Source organism: Marinobacter sp. NFXS9, from assembly GCF_040148665.1.
GTDB classification, from domain to species: Bacteria; Pseudomonadota; Gammaproteobacteria; order Pseudomonadales; family Oleiphilaceae; genus Marinobacter_A; species Marinobacter_A mangrovi.
In genome coordinates this window covers 1-17,698 of the sequence record NZ_JAGDDW010000019.1, presented here as the reverse complement: position 1 = coordinate 17,698, position 17,698 = coordinate 1, and the positions used below count along the sequence as shown (strand labels likewise).

General features: G+C 61.4%; 20 protein-coding genes. 5 read left to right on the top strand and 15 right to left on the bottom strand.

Features of this window, described 5'->3' with window-relative positions:
* The first annotated feature begins 17 nt into the window (after positions 1-17).
* On the top strand, positions 18-914 hold the full coding sequence (locus tag J3364_RS20915; protein WP_349560089.1) for a hydroxymethylglutaryl-CoA lyase: 897 nt from the start codon (positions 18-20) through the stop codon (positions 912-914).
* Between the two features lie 156 nt (positions 915-1,070).
* Positions 1,071-2,300 (top strand): MFS transporter, encoded by a 1,230-nt coding sequence (locus J3364_RS20910; protein ID WP_349560088.1) that lies wholly within the window; start codon positions 1,071-1,073, stop codon positions 2,298-2,300.
* A gap of 56 nt (positions 2,301-2,356) precedes the next feature.
* On the opposite strand, the gene apbC is transcribed toward J3364_RS20910, so the two are convergent.
* The 13 genes from apbC to J3364_RS20845 form a co-directional block, all read right to left on the bottom strand.
* Positions 2,357-3,238 carry an iron-sulfur cluster carrier protein ApbC gene (gene apbC / locus J3364_RS20905; RefSeq protein WP_349560087.1) on the bottom strand — a complete coding sequence of 294 codons (882 nt, stop codon included), beginning with the start codon at positions 3,236-3,238 and terminating at the stop codon, positions 2,357-2,359.
* 14 nt (positions 3,239-3,252) lie between these two features.
* Positions 3,253-4,029 (bottom strand): ferredoxin--NADP reductase, encoded by a 777-nt coding sequence (locus J3364_RS20900; RefSeq protein ID WP_349560086.1) that lies wholly within the window; start codon positions 4,027-4,029, stop codon positions 3,253-3,255.
* Between the two features lie 70 nt (positions 4,030-4,099).
* Entirely contained in the window at positions 4,100-5,107 is a 1,008-nt protein-coding gene (locus J3364_RS20895; RefSeq protein ID WP_349560085.1) for a YeiH family protein, read from the bottom strand.
* The gene (locus J3364_RS20890; protein ID WP_349560084.1) at positions 5,104-5,433 is read right to left on the bottom strand and encodes a DUF971 domain-containing protein; all 330 of its coding nucleotides are present in this window, start codon (positions 5,431-5,433) and stop codon (positions 5,104-5,106) included. The genes J3364_RS20895 and J3364_RS20890 overlap by 4 nt, the downstream gene beginning before the upstream one ends.
* Positions 5,430-5,627 carry a hypothetical protein gene (locus J3364_RS20885; RefSeq protein ID WP_349560083.1) on the bottom strand — a complete coding sequence of 66 codons (198 nt, stop codon included), beginning with the start codon at positions 5,625-5,627 and terminating at the stop codon, positions 5,430-5,432. Before J3364_RS20885 ends, J3364_RS20890 begins: the two co-directional genes overlap by 4 nt.
* A 3-nt stretch (positions 5,628-5,630) precedes the next feature.
* A complete protein-coding gene (gene fdxA / locus J3364_RS20880) occupies positions 5,631-5,954 on the bottom strand; it encodes a ferredoxin FdxA (RefSeq protein WP_349560082.1) in 324 nt (107 codons plus the stop codon).
* A gap of 60 nt (positions 5,955-6,014) precedes the next feature.
* Entirely contained in the window at positions 6,015-6,974 is a 960-nt protein-coding gene (locus J3364_RS20875; protein WP_349560081.1) for a HEAT repeat domain-containing protein, read from the bottom strand.
* Between the two features lie 8 nt (positions 6,975-6,982).
* The gene (locus J3364_RS20870) at positions 6,983-7,216 is read right to left on the bottom strand and encodes a 4Fe-4S dicluster domain-containing protein (protein WP_023012262.1); all 234 of its coding nucleotides are present in this window, start codon (positions 7,214-7,216) and stop codon (positions 6,983-6,985) included.
* Positions 7,217-7,283: 67 nt separating this feature from the next.
* Positions 7,284-9,017 (bottom strand): fumarate reductase/succinate dehydrogenase flavoprotein subunit, encoded by a 1,734-nt coding sequence (locus J3364_RS20865; protein ID WP_349560080.1) that lies wholly within the window; start codon positions 9,015-9,017, stop codon positions 7,284-7,286.
* A 9-nt stretch (positions 9,018-9,026) separates the two neighbouring features.
* Entirely contained in the window at positions 9,027-9,770 is a 744-nt protein-coding gene (locus J3364_RS20860; RefSeq protein WP_349560079.1) for a GntR family transcriptional regulator, read from the bottom strand.
* Positions 9,771-9,841: 71 nt separating this feature from the next.
* The gene (locus J3364_RS20855; protein WP_349560078.1) at positions 9,842-10,720 is read right to left on the bottom strand and encodes an ABC transporter ATP-binding protein; all 879 of its coding nucleotides are present in this window, start codon (positions 10,718-10,720) and stop codon (positions 9,842-9,844) included.
* Positions 10,717-11,649, bottom strand: a complete 933-nt coding sequence (locus tag J3364_RS20850; RefSeq protein ID WP_349560077.1) for an ABC transporter permease — start codon at positions 11,647-11,649, stop codon at positions 10,717-10,719. Before J3364_RS20850 ends, J3364_RS20855 begins: the two co-directional genes overlap by 4 nt.
* Before the next feature lie 61 nt (positions 11,650-11,710).
* Positions 11,711-13,072, bottom strand: coding sequence for an ABC transporter substrate-binding protein (locus tag J3364_RS20845; RefSeq protein ID WP_349560076.1), 1,362 nt, complete (start codon positions 13,070-13,072; stop codon positions 11,711-11,713).
* 391 nt (positions 13,073-13,463) lie between these two features.
* On the opposite strand from J3364_RS20845, the gene J3364_RS20840 reads away from it, so the two are divergent.
* A complete protein-coding gene (locus J3364_RS20840; protein ID WP_349560075.1) occupies positions 13,464-14,471 on the top strand; it encodes a virulence RhuM family protein/type II toxin-antitoxin system death-on-curing family toxin in 1,008 nt (335 codons plus the stop codon).
* A gap of 12 nt (positions 14,472-14,483) precedes the next feature.
* Here J3364_RS20840 and J3364_RS20835 read toward each other — a convergent pair whose 3' ends face one another.
* Complete coding sequence (locus tag J3364_RS20835) at positions 14,484-15,389, bottom strand: LysR family transcriptional regulator (RefSeq protein WP_349560074.1); 906 nt, start codon at positions 15,387-15,389, stop codon at positions 14,484-14,486.
* Positions 15,390-15,551: 162 nt separating this feature from the next.
* Here J3364_RS20835 and J3364_RS20830 point away from each other — a divergent pair, with 162 nt between their 5' ends.
* Together J3364_RS20830 and J3364_RS20825 are read left to right on the top strand one after the other, a co-directional pair.
* The gene (locus tag J3364_RS20830) at positions 15,552-15,995 is read left to right on the top strand and encodes a DoxX family protein (RefSeq protein WP_349560073.1); all 444 of its coding nucleotides are present in this window, start codon (positions 15,552-15,554) and stop codon (positions 15,993-15,995) included.
* An 87-nt stretch (positions 15,996-16,082) separates the two neighbouring features.
* Positions 16,083-16,919, top strand: coding sequence for a DODA-type extradiol aromatic ring-opening family dioxygenase (locus J3364_RS20825; protein ID WP_349560072.1), 837 nt, complete (start codon positions 16,083-16,085; stop codon positions 16,917-16,919).
* Between the two features lie 597 nt (positions 16,920-17,516).
* Here the strand turns inward: J3364_RS20825 and J3364_RS20820 are convergent.
* A partial coding sequence (locus J3364_RS20820) for a hypothetical protein (protein ID WP_349560071.1) occupies positions 17,517-17,698 on the bottom strand: 182 nt, incomplete at its 5' end.

Sequence of the window (17,698 nt, the reverse complement as noted above, 5' to 3'; positions counted from 1 at the left end):
GATGACGAGGCGTCCTTATGGCGATACCTGAAGTCGTAAAAATCGTGGAGGTCGGCCCGCGGGACGGCCTTCAGAATGAATCCGGCGTCATTGGTGGAGACGTAAAAGCCGCCCTCATCGAGCAACTGGCCGATACCGGTTTGTCCGTGGTCGAGGCAGGAGCTTTCGTCTCCCCCAAATGGGTTCCGCAGATGGCCGGGAGTGGTGAAGTGTTCTCGGCTATCCGGCGCCGCTCCCGGGTATCCTATCCAGTGCTGGTACCTAACATGAAAGGGTTCGAGGCGGCTCGGGCGGTCGGCGTGGAAGAGGTGGCCGTGTTCGGCGCGGCGTCGGAAAGCTTCTCGCAGCGCAATATCAACTGCTCCATCCTGGAGAGTCTGGAGCGCTTCGCGCCGGTGGTGGAGGCGGCCCGCTCTTCGGGTATCCGGGTCCGGGGTTACGTGTCCTGCGTGCTGGGTTGTCCCTATGAAGGCGACATCAGCCCCATGGCCGTTGCCGAAGTGGCGGACCGGTTGTTCCGGATGGGTTGCTACGAGATTTCCCTTGGCGACACGATCGGCACCGGCACCCCATTGAAGGCTCGGCAAATGGTGGAAACGGTGGCGACCCGGGTACCTGTCGCTCATCTCGCTGCCCATTTCCATGACACCTACGGCCAGGCGTTGGCCAATTTGCTGGCCGTTATGGATATGGGAATCGCTACCGTCGACAGTTCGGTGGCCGGACTGGGTGGCTGCCCCTACGCCAAGGGCGCGTCCGGTAACGTCGCGACCGAGGACGTCGTGTACATGCTCAGTGGCATGGGAGTGACGACTGGTGTTGACCTTCACAGGCTGGTGGCGGTTGGAAAGTGGATCAGCCGTGAACTGGGGCGTGCGCCGGCTTCGAAAGTCGGTGTGGCCATGGGAGCTTAGTGGTGGTCTGAAGCTTGCCAAAGCCCATGGTCGCCCAATTACGTAGATACAAGACCGGTTCGGAATCCTAGAATGGTGTTCTTCAATTCGCGCGCTAATCGGTAGCCTTCTACCGACATTGGCGTGTCAGCACCCGGTTCAAGGATCCCTCGATCAATGACGACGGAAGACGCCCAAACTTCTGAAACGCCTGCCGAAAAAGACGCCCTGAGAAATCTGGTGGTGGTCAGCCTGTGCCTGACGGCGGCCATCCTCGCCAACACCATGTTGCTGCTGGCGGTGCCCTTCAAGGCGATCGAGCTGGGCGTGGGGCCGTCGCTGGTGGGTGTCATCATCTCGGCCCCCTATGTCCTGCCCATGCTCCTGGCGATTCCCATGGGTGGCCTGGTGGCCCGCGTCGGCTGCCAGAAAATGATCATCGCCGGCGCCCTTGGCATGTCGGTGGGGCCCTGGGTAACGCTGTTGCTGCCGTCGGTGGCGAGTCTGTTTGTCACCCAGGTGATTGTCGGTTTGGCGAATATGGTTCTGATCATCTCGGCCCAGACCGTGGTGTCCGGCCTCGCCAGTGGCAAGCGGCTGGAGCAGTACTTCGGCTGGTACACCACCTGCCTGTCGGGTGGGCAGCTGCTCGGGCCGATCACCTCCGGGTTCCTGATCGACCATTTCTCCGTCAATGTCTCCCTGGCGGCGATTGGTCTGATCCCATTGCTGTCTGCGATCGGTGCGCTGTTCTTTTCCCGGGATATCCGCAAGAGCGGCAAGGCGGTCCGGTCCGGTGGCGGCTACCGTGAACAGTGGCAGTTGCTGCGCCGCAATACCGGCATGCAGACGTCGATCATGCTCACCGTCACCGCGCTGTTCGTGCTGAGCATTCACTCCACCTTTATGCCGGTGTACCTGGAATCCCTCTCGCTGGAGGCCAGTTCCATCGGCCTGCTGCTGAGCATCCGCGCCATTTCTTCCATGGCGGTGCGGGTGGTGATGTCCCGCATCATTGACCTGTGCGGCGGCCGCAACCGGGCCATCCTGATCGCCATCGTCCTGATTACCGGCTCCCTCACCGTGACCGGCCTGGTCGGCGACCACTACGCACTGCTGGTGGTCCTGGCCGTCATCATCGGCATCGCCGGCGGCATCTCCCAGCCTCTGTCCATGGTCATCCTGTCCGAGAGCGTCCTTCCCGAACAACGCTCCGCCTCCATGGCCACCCGCCTGATGGGCAATCGCGGCGCCCAGGTGCTGGGGCCGATGCTGATTGGTTTTCTGGCGGACATGACCAACTTTACCGTGGCGTTTGCGGTGATGGGTGGGGTGTTGCTGGTGGTGTATATGACGTGGGTGGTTCGGTCCGGGGCGTTAAGCCAGGCGCGACTCAGGGCGGAGTGATCGGGCAGCCTGCCGCCGTATGTCGGACGGCAAACTGCCTCATGGCAGGTTGATGCCTACTCCATGACAATATTCGGCATGGCCGGTTCCCGGGCGTCGGTCGAGGTGGCGGACAGCGTGTCGAGCTTGTGGGCGATGGCCGTCGCGATGATGTTATAGGCGGTGGACAGGGGCCCGCGTGGATCGCTGACCATGACCGGAATGCCAGAGTCCGATCCGGTCCGGATGTGGATGTGCAGGGGCAGTTCGCCCAGCAATTCCGTATCGGCGTCCTCGGCCATCCTGCGGGCGCCGCCTTCCCCGAAGATATGCTCCTCGTGCCCGCATTCGCTGCAGAGGTGGGTGCTCATGTTCTCGATGATGCCCAGTACCGGCACGTTCACTTTCTCGAACATGGCCAGGCCTTTGCGGGCGTCCAGCAGCGCGATGTCCTGGGGCGTGGTGACGATGACGGCGCCGGAGACCGGCATGCGCTGGGCCATCGTCAAATGGATGTCGCCGGTTCCCGGTGGCATGTCTACCAGCAAGTAGTCCAGGTTGTCCCATTGGGTTTCATACGCCAGCCGGGTCAGTGCCTGGGTGACCATCGGTCCGCGCCAGATCACCGGGGATTCGTCATCCACCAGGAACCCAATGGACATGGTCTGCAGGCCATGTCCCTGCATGGGTTTGAGGCGCTGGCCACCGGCGCTTTCAGGCGTGCCCTCCAGCCCCAGCATGCGGGGCTGGCTGGGGCCATAAAGGTCGGCGTCCAGGATGCCGACCCGGGCGCCCTGGGCCTTCAGTGCCAGGGCAAGATTGGTCGTGGTGGTCGATTTGCCCACGCCGCCTTTGCCTGACGCGACGGCGATCAGGTGCTTCACACCCGGTATGGCGCGTTGTTCCAGATTGGCGGACCGGTTGGCAGAGGTTGGAATCTGGGAGATATGGGACGTCATGGCAGTTGCTCCGCTTACTGTTCGACAAAGGCGCGTTCGATGACATAGTCACCGGGCTCGCCCTGCTGGGGTGAGGCGACAAAGCCGTTGGCGTCCAGCATGGCCGTCAGATCCCGGAGCATGGCCGGGCTGCCGCAGAGCATGACCCGATCGGTGTCCGGACTGAGTTGTGGCAGGCCCAGGTCGTTGGCGATTTGGCCACTTTCGATGAGAGTGGTGATCCGGCCCTGGTTGCGGAACGGTTCGCGAGTGACGGTGGGGTAGTAGATCAGCTTGTCACCAATGATCTCGGACAGGAACTCGTGGTTGGGCAGCTCCTGCGTCAGGTAGTCGTGGTAGGCCAGTTCGCTGACCTCCCGTACGCAATGGACCAGGATCACCTTTTCAAAGCTGTCGTAGGTCTCCGGGTCGCGGATGATGCTCATGAACGGCGCCAGCCCGGTGCCGGTTCCGAACAGGTAGAGGTACTTGCCGGGATTCAGGTCGTGCATGACCAGGGTACCGACGGGTTTGCGGCTGACGTACACCGGGTCGCCGACCTTGAGGTGTTTCAGTCGTGAGGTAAGCGGCCCGTTGGGGACCTTGATGCTGAGGAATTCGAGGTGTTCCTCGTGGTTGGCGCTGACGATGCTGTAGGCGCGCAGCAGGGGCTTGCCCTCCACCGGCAGGCCGATCATGACAAAGTGCCCGTTCTCGAACCGCAGGCTTTGATCCCGGGTGGTTCTGAAGCTGAACAGCGTGTCGTTCCAGTGATGGACGCTGATGACGTTTTCGGTTCCCAGTGCAGCCATGGGGTGTTCCTCCTGGTGGCGTTAGTCGTGACATGAGTGGCGTGTGGACGGACTCAGAACAGCAATGGATTCAGGGTGAATAGGTGGCCATGGCCAGCATGGCGGTACTGACCAGCAACGCACTGAGCAGGGCGAGCAGGGCAAACGGTCGCCATCCCTGGGTCAGAAGCGCCGGCAGACTGGTCCGCATGCCCAGTGCCGCCATGGTGACCAGCAGGCAGGCCTGCGAGGTCGAAGTCAGGGCCTGGCGCAGTTCGGCCGACAGCCAGCCCAGGCTGTTGAGACTGAACAGGCCGACGAAGCCGAGTAGGAACCAGGGGTGTTCCGTTCGCTTGGTGCCCTGCCGGTTCAGCAGGGCGCCCAGTAACAAGACCAGCGGAGCGAGCAGGGCGACCCGCAGCAATTTGGTCAGCGTGGCTATGTCGCCGGCGGTGTCGGAGACGAGATAACCGGCGCCGGCGGCCTGGGCGACATCGTGGATGCTGGCACCCAGCAGGAGGCCGGTTTGTGGGTCGCTGTAGCCGAGCGATTCGAATAGAGGAGGCAGGGTCAGCATGGACAGCGTACCCAGGGCGGTGACGCCGACCACAACGCCGAGCAGCCGCCGGTCTTCCAGCTTGCCTTGCGGGATCACCGCCGCGACGGCCACCGCCGCCGACACTCCGCAGATCGCCACGGCAATTCCGGCAACCAGACTCTGCAACGGCGGCAGGCCCAGCCAACGGCCCAGTAACAGGGCGGCGCCGATGATCAGCGGGACGCAGGTCAGGACAACCTGTAGCGGCAGGCTGCCGACCGCCATCAACTGGTCGACGCCGATCCGGGCGCCCAACAGGGCAATGCCCACACGCAGGACCTGGCGGCTGCAAAAGGCAACGCCTTCCGCGAGCCGCGGATCCGAGGCATGACTGGCAAACCCGAAGCCCAGCAGCAGGACCAACATCAGGGCGGGTGCCTCGTAATGCTGGGCCAGGAAGCTGCCGGCCAGGGCCAGCACCACGCACATCGCGGTACCGGGGTAGCGCCGGCGGACCGGCGTCCACCAACTGGTGTCCAGGGCGCGCAGGGTCGGGGTCATGACGCCTGCTCATTCAGTTCGCACAATTCGCTCAACTCCCGCAGGTAGGCCCAGGGGTAGAGACCCCGGTAGTGGCCGTCACTGAAGAAAAACTGCAGGCCGCTGACGCCGGATAGTTCGATCCGCTCGACGCTGACCGTAACGTCGATCAGGCTCAGACGACCCTGACGCTCCGCCTGGGTGCAGTGCGAACAGGCGCAGGACTTGCGCAGTTGCAGGCACGTCAGCTGCACGGTCAGGCCGTCTGGCCAACTAAGCTCCACCGCGTTGCTCTTGCGCCTCAGGCGGACTTCCGTCGGGGGATCAACAATCTGCTGTCGGGTCATGAGGGGCTCCTCGTGTTATCCGCTGTTGCCCAGGCCAAAGCCCGTGCGGGGAGAATCAGATCCGGCGTTTCCGCTGGTGGTGTGTACCGGTCGGGAATGTCGATCGGGCGGGCGCTGCCCAGTACCGCGGCGGACAGCACCACCAGCGCCAGGGGGAACCGCCGGAATCCACTCGTTATGACAAGTTGGGGCATGGCTCAGCGCTCCAGGTACTGCAGCTTGTCGGGGCGGTCGATCCACTGTTCGGCTTCGCTCATGGGCGCCGAGGTGGCATCGATGACCGGCCAGACTTCGGCCAGTTCGGCATTCAGTTCAATAAAGTGACGCTGGTCCTCCGGCAGGTCCTTCTCGTCGTAGATGGCATCGGCCGGGCATTCCTGAACGCAGAGGCTGCAGTCGATGCAGGTCTGCGGATTGATCACTAGGAAGTTCGGCCCCTCGTGGAAACAGTCGGTCGGACAGACGTCGACACAGTCGGTGTATTTGCAGCGGATGCAGTTTTCGGTCACAACAAAGGTCATGACGGTCTCCTCAATGTTGAAAGGCAGCGACCGGCCCGGTGTCCGGGCCGGTTCCCGGGGCTAAGCCGCCGCGTCCAGTTTCGAGATCGCCCAGCGCGCCAGCTTGCGCACGTCCGGATCGGGATCGTCCAGGGCCGTCACCACGTATGGCCGGCCGTCGCTGTGGGCGATGGTGCCGAGGGCGCCGATAGCGGCCTTGCGCAGGTTGCTCATGGTGTCGGCGGCGCATTCGCCCAGTACGGGGATCGCTTCCACCGAGCCCAACTTGCCGAGAGCGTCGACGGCTTTTTCGCGGACCTGCCACAGGTCGTCGCTGGTGGCCGTGATCAGGGCCGGTACGGCGGCCTGGTAATCCAGCTTCGCGAGGCTGTTGGCGGCTTCGCAGCGCACCTGCCAGTGCGCGTCTGACAGCAGGCCGATCAGGGCCTGGCCGACCTGGCTCGGGTTGGCGTAAACCAGCGCGCCGGTGGCCGCCCGGCGGACTTCCGGTTCGGCATCGTGCTGGGCGGTTTCCACCAGTGCGGGCAGGTTCTCCGGTTGTTTCAGCCAGCCGATCACGCCAACGGCTTCACGCCGCACCTGCGCGTCGGCATCGGCCAGGCGCGTGAGGGCCGGCCGTTGGGCCTCCTGGGTTCGCAAGGGCTTGAGGGCCCGCAGAATGCCGGACACCACGAAGCTGTCGGTGCTGGTTTCCAGGGCCTGCAGTAACGGTTCGGCCGCTGCCGGATCCTTGAGGTCGGCCAGCGCGTGGGCGGCGGCGTTGCGGACGGTTTCGTCGGAGTCACTGAGGGCGGCAATCAGGGCGTCCGCCATGTCCTCGGCTTCGAACTCGTCCACCACTTTGGCTGCTTCCTGGCGTACGTGGGTGTCCGGGTCCTGGAGCGCGTGGATCACCAGTTCCACCGCATCGGGATCGCCGGTGTCCACCAGTTCCAGGACGGCCACCCGGCGAATACCGGGATCGTCGGACGACAGCTTGTTGGCGATGGCCTGCAGTTCGGGATCGTCGTAGGTCTTCATGGCTTACCTCAGCGCAGCAGATAGGGAATGTTGACGGTGACGGCATCCGTCGGGCAGTCGGCCTCGCAGGGCATGCAATACCAGCACTCGTCGTACTTCATGTGGGCTTTGCCGGTTTCCTCGTTGATCCAGAGGACGTCCAGCGGGCACACGTCGATGCACACGGTGCAGCCCTTGTCGGCGATGCATTTGTCTTCGTCCACGATCACCGGGACGCTGGAATGATGATTGGCAATGGGCATGTCGGTATTCCTCTCTCATCGCTTGATTCGGTGTTCACAGACCCTCGGGGAGCCTGTTGTTGTGGTCTCAGGCGTTGGCGGCTTTCTGGACCCGCATCTTGCGGTAGGCGTCTTTCTCATCGCCGAGCTTGACGAGGTAATCCGCCACCGGACGTTTGCCGCTGGCCATCTGCCCGTTCTCGTCCTTGAACAACCGGCTGTGGTAGAACCACTCGCTGTCGTCCTGCTCCGGGTAATCCACGCGGTAGTGATAGAGGCCCCAGCGGGACTCGGTGCGGTAGAGGGAAGCGCGCGCTGCCATTTCGGCGCAGTCGATGATGGACTGCACTTCCATGGCCCTGAGCAGCTCATGGGGGTCGCGGGCGCAGAGTTGGGGCAGGTCTTCGCGAACGGCGAGAATCCGCTCCAGGCCGATTTCCATTTTCCTGGTCACCTTGGGCGGCTGCAGGTAGTCATTCACCAGACGACGCACCTTGTATTCCATCTGCTCTGGCGGGAGGCCGTCGGCGCGCTTCATGGGGGCCTGGATGCGCTCGAGTTCGGTCTGGATGAAGGCCTCGTCCAGCACCGGCTCGTTTCGGGACTTCACGAATTCAACGGCGCTTTCGCCGCAGATCTGGCCGTAAACGAAGGCACCCAGCATGTAGTTGTGGGCCACGCTGGCCATGTCGCCGGCGCAGTAGAGGCCGGGTACGGTGGTGGCGCCTGTTTCATCGGTCCAGACGCCGGAGGCCGAGTGGCCCGAGCAGAATCCGACTTCCGAAATGTGCATTTCCACCATGCGCTGGCGGTAGTTCACATCCCGTCCTTCATGGAAGCGGCCCCGTGATGGGCGTTCGTTGGTGTGCAGAACGGTTTCGATTTCCTGGATGGTTTCCTCGGCCAGGTGATCCAGCTTGAGGAACACCGGTCCGGTTCCGGATTCCAGCTCCTTGAAGAACTCCAGCATCATCTGGCCGGACCAGTAGTCGCACTCGATGAACCGCTCACCAAACGCGTTGGAGGTGAAACCACCCAGCGGGCCGGTCACGTAGGCGCAGGCCGGGCCGTTGTAGTCCTTCAGCAGCGGGTTGATCTGGAAGCACTCGAGATTCGCCAGGTCAGCGCCGGCGTGGTAGGCCATGGCATGACCATCGCCGTTGTTGGCCGGGTTCTCGTAAGTGCCGAACAGGTATCCGGATGTGGGCAGCCCCAGGCGACCGGCCGCGCCCGTGGCCATGATGACCGCCTTGGCCCGGATGATGATGGGCTCCGCGGTGCGGGTGTTCACGCCGATCATCCCGGCAATGTTGCCGTCTGGATCTTTCAGCAGGCGCGTGGCGGTGTAGCGGTTTTCAATCTGCACCCGGTTGCGGCGCAGACGGCGATACAGAATCTTTTTGACGTTGTGGCCCTCCGGCATGGGCAGGACGTAGGTGCCCAGGTGGTGGACTTTCTTCATGTCGTAGTCGCCGGTTTCGTCTTTCTGGAAATGAACGCCCCAGGAATCCAGCTTTTCGATCATCGGGAACGACCGTGTGGCATAGGCCATCAGCGCAGGCTGATGCACGATGCCATCGTTGGCGATCGTGATTTCCTTGACGTACTGCTCCGGCGTGGCGTGCCCGGGCACGACGGCGTTGTTGAGGCCGTCCATACCCATGGAGATGGCGCCGGACCGTTTCACGTTGGCCTTTTCCAGCAGCATCACGTTCAGGTCGGGGTTCTGTTCCTTGGCCGTCACGGCGGCCATCGGGCCGGCCGTGCCACCGCCAATCACGAGGACGTCAGTGTCGATGACAGGGATGTTGTTGATTTCCATGCTGCACTCCTATTTCCGGTCAATCCGGAACTGGTATTTGAATGAATCACCGCGATAGCAGAGGTACTCAAAGTCGATGGGGCGCCCTTCCCGGTTGTGGGTCAGGCGCTCGACGCGAAGGATGGCTTCGCCGCTCTTGAGGTTGAGGTGTTGCTGGGCTTCGTCGTCGGCCAGGATGGCGTCCAGGCTGATATCGGCGCCGCCAAGCGGCACGCCGAACAGGTTCTCCAGCATCGGGAAGATGTCGCCGGACAGGTCGAGGCTGAACATGCGCCGGCCAATATCCATGGGGAAGTAGCTGTTCTCCACGCACACGGCCGAGCGGTTGAGATAGCGCACACGCTTGACCTCGACAGCGTCGTCCCCCGGTTCCAGATCGAGCGAGGCGGCCACGGCCTTGGGGGCCTTCAGTTGCTGGATACTCAGGACCCGGGCCGAGGCCTCGTAACCCTGCGCAGCCATGGCTTCGCCGAAACCCTCAAGGCGCTGCACGTTCTGTACGGCTTTCGGCTTGCTGACGAAGGTCCCCTTGCCCTGGGCGCTGAAGACCAGCCCTTCGTTGTGCAGATCCCGCAGGGCCTGGCGGATGGTGATCCGGCTGACCCGAAACGTCTTCATCATGGTGTTCTCGGAAGGCAGCCGTTCATGGACCTGAAAGGTGCCGTCGAGAATCTGTCGACGCAGGTTGTCACGGATCTGGACGTACAGCGGAAGGGGGGATTCTTCCACCATCATTTGGTTTGCGTCAGGCATAACGCACCCTCCCAATTGTCATGACAAGTTATGGCGAGTGGAGCCGTCGTCATTGATTGGATGTCCATGGCTCAGCCCGCCTTGTTCTGTTGCTGGAAGGCGTTGAGCGTCTCCTGCCGGATCAGGTCCAGGCACTGGCGCTTGAGCGCCATGAACTCGGTGCTGGTCAGCAGGGATTGCTCGCGCGGGCGCGGCAGCTTGACCGCGATGTCGGCGATGATGCGGCCGGGGCTGGCACTCATGACCACAATCCGGTCGGACAGGAACACCGCTTCGTCGATGTCGTGGGTGACGAAAACCACGGTGTTGTGGAACTCCTGCCAGATCTCCAGCAGGTTCTCCTGCATCATGATCCGGGTCTGGGCGTCCAGGGCGCCGAAGGGCTCGTCCATCAACAGCACGCTGGGGTAGTTGGCCAGCGCCCGGGCGATGCCCACCCGTTGCTGCATCCCGCCGGAGAGTGTGTTGGGGTAGGCCGTCTCGAAGGCGGCGAGCCCGACCAGAGACAGGAAGGTGCGGGCAATGCTGTCGGCCTCCCGGCGGCTGGCACCGGCCATGAGCGGGCCGAAGGCCACGTTCTCCTTGACCGTTTTCCACGGGAACAGCGAATGCTGCTGGAACACCATGCCCCGGGCCGGTCCGGGTTCGGTCACGACAGCACCATCGACGGCGATGTCGCCGCGGGTGGGCGTGACAAAACCCGCGATGGCGTTCATCAGCGTCGACTTGCCGCAGCCCGACGGGCCCAGCAGGCAGATGAATTCGCCCGGACGCACCGTCAGGTTGGCGCTCTGGACAGCGACGTGAGGGCCGGTGGCCGTGTCGAACACGACGTCGACATCACTCACAAGAATATGGCCGCGGTCGCCTTCTTCCGGGCCGGATTTGTCGCGCAGGCGACGGTGATCCAGTACGGCGAGACGGTTATCGTTTGCCGACAGGTGATTCATGATCGACCTCCCTTGGCCTGCCACTTCAGCAACGGTTTGCAGGCGCTGCGGACGAGCAGCGTGCACAGGGTGCCGAGGCCACCGATGGTGAGCATGCCGATGATGATTTGCGGGTACTGGATGAGCGTGTAGGAGTTCCAGGTGTAGTAGCCGATGCCGTACTGGCCGCTGATGATTTCGCCGGCCAGCAGCGAGAACCAGGCTACGCCCATGCCGATGGCCAGCCCGGCCACAATCGACGGCATGGCGCCGGGCAGGATGACGTGGCGCAGGATCGACGCGTTGCTGGCGCCGAGGCTGCGTGCGGCCCGGATCAGGACGTCGTTGGTCTGCTCGACCCCATGTGTGGTGTTGAGCACGATCGGGAACAGGGCGCCAAGGAAGGTGATGAAGATGATGCTCGCCTGCTCGGTGGGTAGCATCAGGATGGCTAGTGGAATCCAGGCCACGGCCGGTATCGGGCGCAGCAGTTCGATGTAGGGCAAAATGATGTCTTCCGCCCAGCGGGAACGGCCCATCGCAATACCCAGCAGTACGCCGATTACGACGGCCAGGCCGTAGGCGATTGCCACCCGCTCCATGCTGTACAGGATGTGCAGGTAGAATTCCTGGCCGGTCAGTTCACTGACCAGTGCGGCGCCGACCACAGACGGTGCCGGAATGTTTTCGAAGTTCACGTAAGCGTGCAGACCGTGGGTCGAGGCAAGCTGCCAGAACACCAGGGCGGAGATCAGGGCCAGGGTCCGGATGCCGTACCGGACGCCCGTGGTTTTCAGCCAGGTGCTGAACGGGACACGCGGTTCGACCGCCGGAGTGTGGTCCGGGATGGGTATGGCGGGATTGCGCCGGGCCGTTGACTCGGACTCGGGCTCGGAGTCCGCGACAGGCGGCTCGGACGCCTTGAGCGCCACGTTGCTTTTACTGTCCATTTTGTTGCTCCTCAGGCCGGGAACGCGCGGCCAGTCTCACCGACGGACCGCGCCGGTTCGCTTACTGGGCCATGGCAACGGCCTGGTCCCCGGTGACCGGAGTCCCGCCGTGCTCAGCGATGTAATTGTCGGAATCGACTTTCTTCAGGAAGGCGACCACCTCTCCATCGTTACCCTTCACCATGTAGGCGGCCTTGCCGAACAGCTTCAGGCCGGTGAGGTTGTCGTAGACATAGGTGGCGTTGATCCGGTCTTGGTTGCCCTGGGAGGCTTCCAGCATCTTGGCGATACTGCCGTAGGTGACGATGCCCTTGTCCTTGAACCAGATTTCCGCGGGTTTGAGGGCGGGGTTGTTTGGCTCCGCGGAGACGACAGAAGCGACCAGGGTGTCGTAGTCGAGATCCATGGCCTGGTAGGCGGCGCGCAGATAGCTGTCATCCACCCAGCGATTGAAATCCAGGTCGGGGACGCCGACTTCCCGTTTGAGCAGCGCAAGGTCGTACTTCATCGCATCGACCCACTGGGGCTTGATGCTGGCTTCCGCCGTCGTGATGCCGCCTTCGCTGAAGTAGAGGTAGAGCACTTCTTTCTCGACGCCGGTCCAGTCGGACACTTTGACCGCCGCTTCCATCGGGTTGTCCTTAATCCACTTCTGAGCGGCCAGGGTGGCTTCCAGAACGCCCTCAACGACTTCCGGGTATTTCTCGGCGTAGCTTTCCCGGACCACGATGCCGTGGAAGGTGGGGATCTCGGCTTCACTGCCATCGAAGATCTTCCGGCCGGTTTCGCGGTATTCCATGATTTCCGACCAGGGGCAGAAATCGGCGTGGGCGTCGATCCGGCCGGCCTGGATATTGGCCGCCCCGACCGCCGGACTCTGGTTGACGATGCGCACGTCATCGCTCAGTCCGGCCTCGCTCAGGGCTTTCAGCGTCATGCCCCAGGCGGCGCTGCCGACCGGAACGGAGAGGGTTTTTCCCTTCAGGTCCGCCAGGCTCTGCGCGGGGGAATCCACCGGGACGACAATGCCGTTGCCCGTGCCCAGCAGGTTGTAGCCGGTCACGCCGATAAAGCGCGTTTCCTGTTTGCCGGTTTCCTGGAACTTGGCGCCGTTCACAATCAGCGGGTAATCGCCCATGACGCCGAAGTCGAGTTTGTCGGCCAGCATCTGGTTGGTGATGGGGGGGCCGGAATCGTAGTCTCGGAAGATGATGTCGTAATCGACGTCTTTGTATTTGCCGGTATGAGGCAGGTACTTATCCAGCAGGTTCAGCTTCTCCAGCACAATGCCGCCGGACACCGTGTTGGTCACCATGCTCTGGTGGCCGATACCGACACGAATGGTCTCTGCTGATGATGCACTCGCGAACAGCGCGAGCGATCCGCATAGGGTGATGGTTGCAAGGGTTCTTGAGTCTCTCATCGTCTTATCCTTCCCGTTTGGTCACTTGTACTAACAGGTCATGATCCGTGGGGTAGGTGTTGCAGACGCTGTGCCATGAACGGGAAAGAGGTTGGAAGTGGATTGTTTTTCTTGAATTTTGAAAAAATGAAAAATGCGGAATGGCGAAAATAGATGTGAAACCGAAGCGTCCCTGTTTGGTGCGAAGGTGATTTTTTAGGGCCAGGACGGCGCAAGCGGTTTTGGGCGGGCTATGACAAGTAGTGCAAGTTTGGGTGGTGGGGCGGCTTGCCACAGTGAGTTGACAATTCGACAGTCGCGTTACGGGTGAAAACAGGCACGAACGTCTGGCTGTTGGTTAGCGTAGTGGCCGTTATACTGGTCGTTCTGTAAGAGAAGACAAGGATCTGTCATGACAGAACAGCAAGTGCGCATTTTTTCGGCAAGCGATGGCCAGGCCCGGCTGGAAGTGGCGCTGGAAGCGGAAACGGTTTGGTTGAGTCAGGCCCAGATGGGCCAGCTCTTTGATACCACTCCGGAGAACGTGCTGATGCACCTCCAGAACGTGTTCAAGGACGAAGAGTTGTCGGAGCCGGCAACTACTAAGGAATTCTTAGTAGTTCGCCAGGAAGGTAAGCGGCAGGTTCGACGCCGCATCAAACATTACAACCTGGACGCCATTATTTCCGTGGGCTACAGGGTCAGCTCCAAACGTGCGACGCAGTTCCGCCAATGGGCCACGCGAGTTCTGAAGGACCATTTGGTCGAGGGCTATACCCTCAACCAACGCCGCCTTGCTGAACGTGGCATTGAATTCGAGCAGGCCGTCGAACTATTGAGTCGAACACTAACCAATCAGGGGTTGGTATCCACTGACGGCGAAGCCGTTGCTCACGTCATCAGCGACTACGCCCGATCCTGGAGTCTGCTGCAAGGCTACGACGAGCAGGAACTGGCCGAAGTCGGCATCAAGCAGCCGGACATGCGCCCGCTTGAACTGGATGAGGCGCTGACCGCGATCGGGGAGTTGAAACAGACGCTGATGGCTAAGGGCGAAGCCACCGACCTATTCGGGCAACTTCGTGGAGAGGGATTGGCTTCGGCGCTGGCGACGATCGAGCAGGGCTTTGGCGATGAGCTGTTCTATCCTAACGTGGCTTCAAGGGCGGCTCATCTGCTTTACTTCGTGATCAAGAACCACCCGCTGGCGGATGGCAACAAACGCTGCGGATCGTTTCTGTTTCTGTGGTATCTACGCCGCAATGAGTCTCTGCTGGCGCGGCCCGTAGAGCAACTTATCAACGACAACACCTTGGTGGCCCTGGCCCTGTTGGTGGCTGAAAGCCTGCCGGATCAGAAATCCCTGATGATTCGGTTGATTGAGCACTTTATCCTCCTGAAAGAACCCGCCAAAGAGTAGGTCCTGAATGGCTCACTCAAACCGATCCCAATAAGGCGGCTCCCCAAAGAACCCATCAATAAAGTCGATAAAGCTGCGCACCTTGCTGGCCAGCAGCTGCCGGTGCGCATAGACCGCGTACAGTCCCAATGGCTCAGGCTCGTATTCCGGCAGGATCACCCTTAGCTTGCCTCCCTTGATAGCGGCACCGGCTATGAACGTCGGCTGCAGGACAATGCCCGCCCCCTCGATCGCGGTGGCGGTCAGCACGTCACCGTTGTTACTCGCGATGACCCGGTCGTCGTCGCTGATGCTCAACAAGGATTTCTGTATGGGCTGGATCGATTCCATATCCATGTAGCTGTAGTGCAGGTACTGGTGATGGATGAGGTCTTCCGGGCGCTCCGGGTGGCCGTGTTGTTCGAGGTAGTCCGGCGAGGCGCACAGCACCAGCCGGACCGGCGCGATGCGTTTGGCGATCAGCGATGAGCTTTTCAGGTGGCCGATCCGCAGGGCGACGTCGAACCCTTCCTCGACGATGTCCACCTTCCGGTCATTCAGCTGGAGGTCGATCTTGACCGCCGGGTGCGCCTTCTGGAAAGCACTCAGCAGCGGCGGCAGGTGATGCATGGCGAATGACACCGGCGCGCTGATGCGTAACACGCCCTGCGCCTCGGCATGCAGATCGCCGAGCTGGTTCTCCATGTCGTCGATGTCAGTGAGGACCTGTTGGGCGCCTTGGTAGTAGCGGTTTCCGGCTTCGGTCAGGTGAATGCGTCGGGTCGTTCGGTTAAGCAGGCGCAGGCCCAGGTGCTGCTCAAGCTGGGAGACGTACTTGCTGACCAGTTGCGGTGAGGTATCCAGCCGTTCCGCCGCGCGGGTGAAGGACCCTTCCTGGACGACATGAACAAACGCGCGCATGGCTTCGATGCGATCCATGGCCGGGCTCCCACGTGTGCTGTGTTGATAATCAACGTTTCATTGATAATAAAGCAATGAATGCCATCTTAGTCTCGCTAATTGGTGATAGTAAAGTGCTCACATCACCTGGGGCGAGGGCCTCGGGATTCATCGATCAACGAATCATTCGAGGTGTCTGTCATGAACAATTCATTCGTCAAAACGCTGCTCCAGTCCAACGCGGGTGTGGCCGCGCTGATCCTGCGGGTCCCGGTCGGTCTCACGCTGGCGGCCCACGGTTCCCAGAAACTGTTTGGCTGGTTTGGTGGCTATGGCCTTGAAGGCACGGGTCAGTGGATGGCGAGCATCGGCCTGGAGCCGGGCTACCTGATGGCCCTGATGTCCGGTAGTGCGGAATTCTTTGGCGGTCTGGCGCTGTTCCTGGGCTTGCTGACGCGTCCTGCAGCGTTCGTGACAGCCTTCACCATGCTGGTGGCGATCTTCTCCGTCCACATTGGCAACGGCCTGTTCATGTCGAACAACGGCTACGAATATGCCCTGGCGCTGCTCGCCGTCACGGTATCGCTGGTGATTCAGGGCGGTGGCCGTTTCGCCCTGGATAACCTGATCCATAAGGCGGCGTGACGCTTCGCTGGATTGGGTGGGGAGCCGGCACGGGTTGCTGTGTCGGCGCCGGTTGCAGATCTACAATGAGCCTGGAGGAATGTGACGATGAACACTCACACCGATGTGCTGTTTATTTCCCATGGAGGCGGTCCGATGCCATTGCTCGGCGACCCTGGCCATCGGGAGATGGTGGACACGCTGGCCGACATCGCAGGCAAGCTACGCCGGCCATCGGCGATCCTGGTGGTCAGCGCGCATTGGGAAGAATCCGTGCCGACGATTACGGCAGGCGCTTACCCAAAGCTCATATACGACTACTACGGTTTTCCGCCGGAATCCTACGAAATTCAGTACCCGTGTCCGGGGGAGCCTGAGCTGGCCCGGCAGGTCGCGATGGCACTGGAGCAGGCGGGGCTGCAGGCCCGGCTGGACTACAAGCGGGGTTTTGATCATGGCTTGTTCGTGCCGCTCAAGTTGATGTACCCGGAGGCGGACATTCCCTGCGTGCAGCTGTCCCTGGTGAACACGATGGACGCGGAAACGCACTTGGCGATCGGTCGAGCCTTGCAGGCGCTGGATTATGACAACCTGCTGGTGATCGGATCGGGGTTTTCGTTCCACAACATGCGAGCGTTCTACTCTGCGGTCTCTCCCGAGGACGGTGCCCGCAATCAAGCGTTCGAAGCGTGGCTGGAAGAGACGTGTGGTGACGCCTCCATGCCGGAATCGCAGCGTAATGAACGGCTGGTGCATTGGGATCAAGCACCGTATGCCCGGTTCTGTCATCCCCGGGAAGAACATCTGTTGCCGCTGCACGTGTGCTACGGGCTGGCCGGTAAGGCCAGTGATGCGCATATGTCGGCGCGGATTATTGGGAAGATGTCGGGGATGTATTACTGGCGGGTTGGGGTAGAAAGTGAATCATTGGCTGCGGGTAGATGAGCAGACAGAGCGTAACGAGGATGTGCCTGAGGAGATAGGATGGACTCGCAACGCGTCAGGCGCGTTGCTCGGGGCTTCGCCCCGTCGTCGCAGGGCTCCGACGCCCAAACGGCTGGCGCCGTTAGTATTCCGCCGCAAGCGGCCTCACCCCTTCGGGGCCGTCGTCACGATGTTCCGACGTTTTCTACGTCTGCGTTGCAGACTCCGAGTCGAACCGTAGGTTCTTCATCGGCCATCCCGCAAACCACCGTTCCACAAAGAAGCCCGCGCTAGGCGGGCTTCTTTGTGGAATATGGCCCGCCCGATAGGGTGAGCAACGACCGTTTGTCCAGTGGACAAACGCAGCGCTGCGAACGGCACCCGGCACAAAACAGGAGCGAAGCGACTAAAAACGGGTGACTGGAAATCCGAGGAAGGGACATTTTCTGAAGAGAAAATGGCCCGCCCGATAGGATTCGAACCTATGACCTTTGCCTCCGGAGGGTGGCCTCTCTCTCTGGTGGCAATCGGCCGTAATCGGCGAAAAGCTGTATGTTCAATTACTTAATTCAAAAATACGAAAACTAAAAAATGCCGATATATCAATATTATGACCGATTAACGACGACTTTGGGCACAAGGCTGATAAGGATTCGGTGTCCGGAAACCGGACTTTGTCGCCCCTGCAAAAGTAAAAACCTGAACAAAGGCAATGAGTTGGCCTGACTTCGGGGTATAATATCCATCATAAATCTCCCCGTTTCGTCCAAAAACCGGAAGAAAGCCCCATGATCCCACGG

Coding starts and splice junctions, on each gene's coding strand:
- fdxA (WP_349560082.1), bottom strand. CDS start 5,954: ATGACCTTTGTTGTGACCGAAAACTGCATCCGCTGCAAATACACCGAC.
- J3364_RS20835 (WP_349560074.1), bottom strand. CDS start 15,389: ATGGATCGCATCGAAGCCATGCGCGCGTTTGTTCATGTCGTCCAGGAA.
- J3364_RS20865 (WP_349560080.1), bottom strand. CDS start 9,017: ATGGAAATCAACAACATCCCTGTCATCGACACTGACGTCCTCGTGATT.
- J3364_RS20875 (WP_349560081.1), bottom strand. CDS start 6,974: ATGAAGACCTACGACGATCCCGAACTGCAGGCCATCGCCAACAAGCTG.
- J3364_RS20855 (WP_349560078.1), bottom strand. CDS start 10,720: ATGAATCACCTGTCGGCAAACGATAACCGTCTCGCCGTACTGGATCAC.
- apbC (WP_349560087.1), bottom strand. CDS start 3,238: ATGACGTCCCATATCTCCCAGATTCCAACCTCTGCCAACCGGTCCGCC.
- J3364_RS20860 (WP_349560079.1), bottom strand. CDS start 9,770: ATGCCTGACGCAAACCAAATGATGGTGGAAGAATCCCCCCTTCCGCTG.
- J3364_RS20910 (WP_349560088.1), top strand. CDS start 1,071: ATGACGACGGAAGACGCCCAAACTTCTGAAACGCCTGCCGAAAAAGAC.
- J3364_RS20850 (WP_349560077.1), bottom strand. CDS start 11,649: ATGGACAGTAAAAGCAACGTGGCGCTCAAGGCGTCCGAGCCGCCTGTC.
- J3364_RS20840 (WP_349560075.1), top strand. CDS start 13,464: ATGACAGAACAGCAAGTGCGCATTTTTTCGGCAAGCGATGGCCAGGCC.
- J3364_RS20830 (WP_349560073.1), top strand. CDS start 15,552: ATGAACAATTCATTCGTCAAAACGCTGCTCCAGTCCAACGCGGGTGTG.
- J3364_RS20895 (WP_349560085.1), bottom strand. CDS start 5,107: ATGACCCCGACCCTGCGCGCCCTGGACACCAGTTGGTGGACGCCGGTC.
- J3364_RS20915 (WP_349560089.1), top strand. CDS start 18: ATGGCGATACCTGAAGTCGTAAAAATCGTGGAGGTCGGCCCGCGGGAC.
- J3364_RS20825 (WP_349560072.1), top strand. CDS start 16,083: ATGAACACTCACACCGATGTGCTGTTTATTTCCCATGGAGGCGGTCCG.
- J3364_RS20885 (WP_349560083.1), bottom strand. CDS start 5,627: ATGCCCCAACTTGTCATAACGAGTGGATTCCGGCGGTTCCCCCTGGCG.
- J3364_RS20845 (WP_349560076.1), bottom strand. CDS start 13,072: ATGAGAGACTCAAGAACCCTTGCAACCATCACCCTATGCGGATCGCTC.
- J3364_RS20870 (WP_023012262.1), bottom strand. CDS start 7,216: ATGCCCATTGCCAATCATCATTCCAGCGTCCCGGTGATCGTGGACGAA.
- J3364_RS20900 (WP_349560086.1), bottom strand. CDS start 4,029: ATGGCTGCACTGGGAACCGAAAACGTCATCAGCGTCCATCACTGGAAC.
- J3364_RS20890 (WP_349560084.1), bottom strand. CDS start 5,433: ATGACCCGACAGCAGATTGTTGATCCCCCGACGGAAGTCCGCCTGAGG.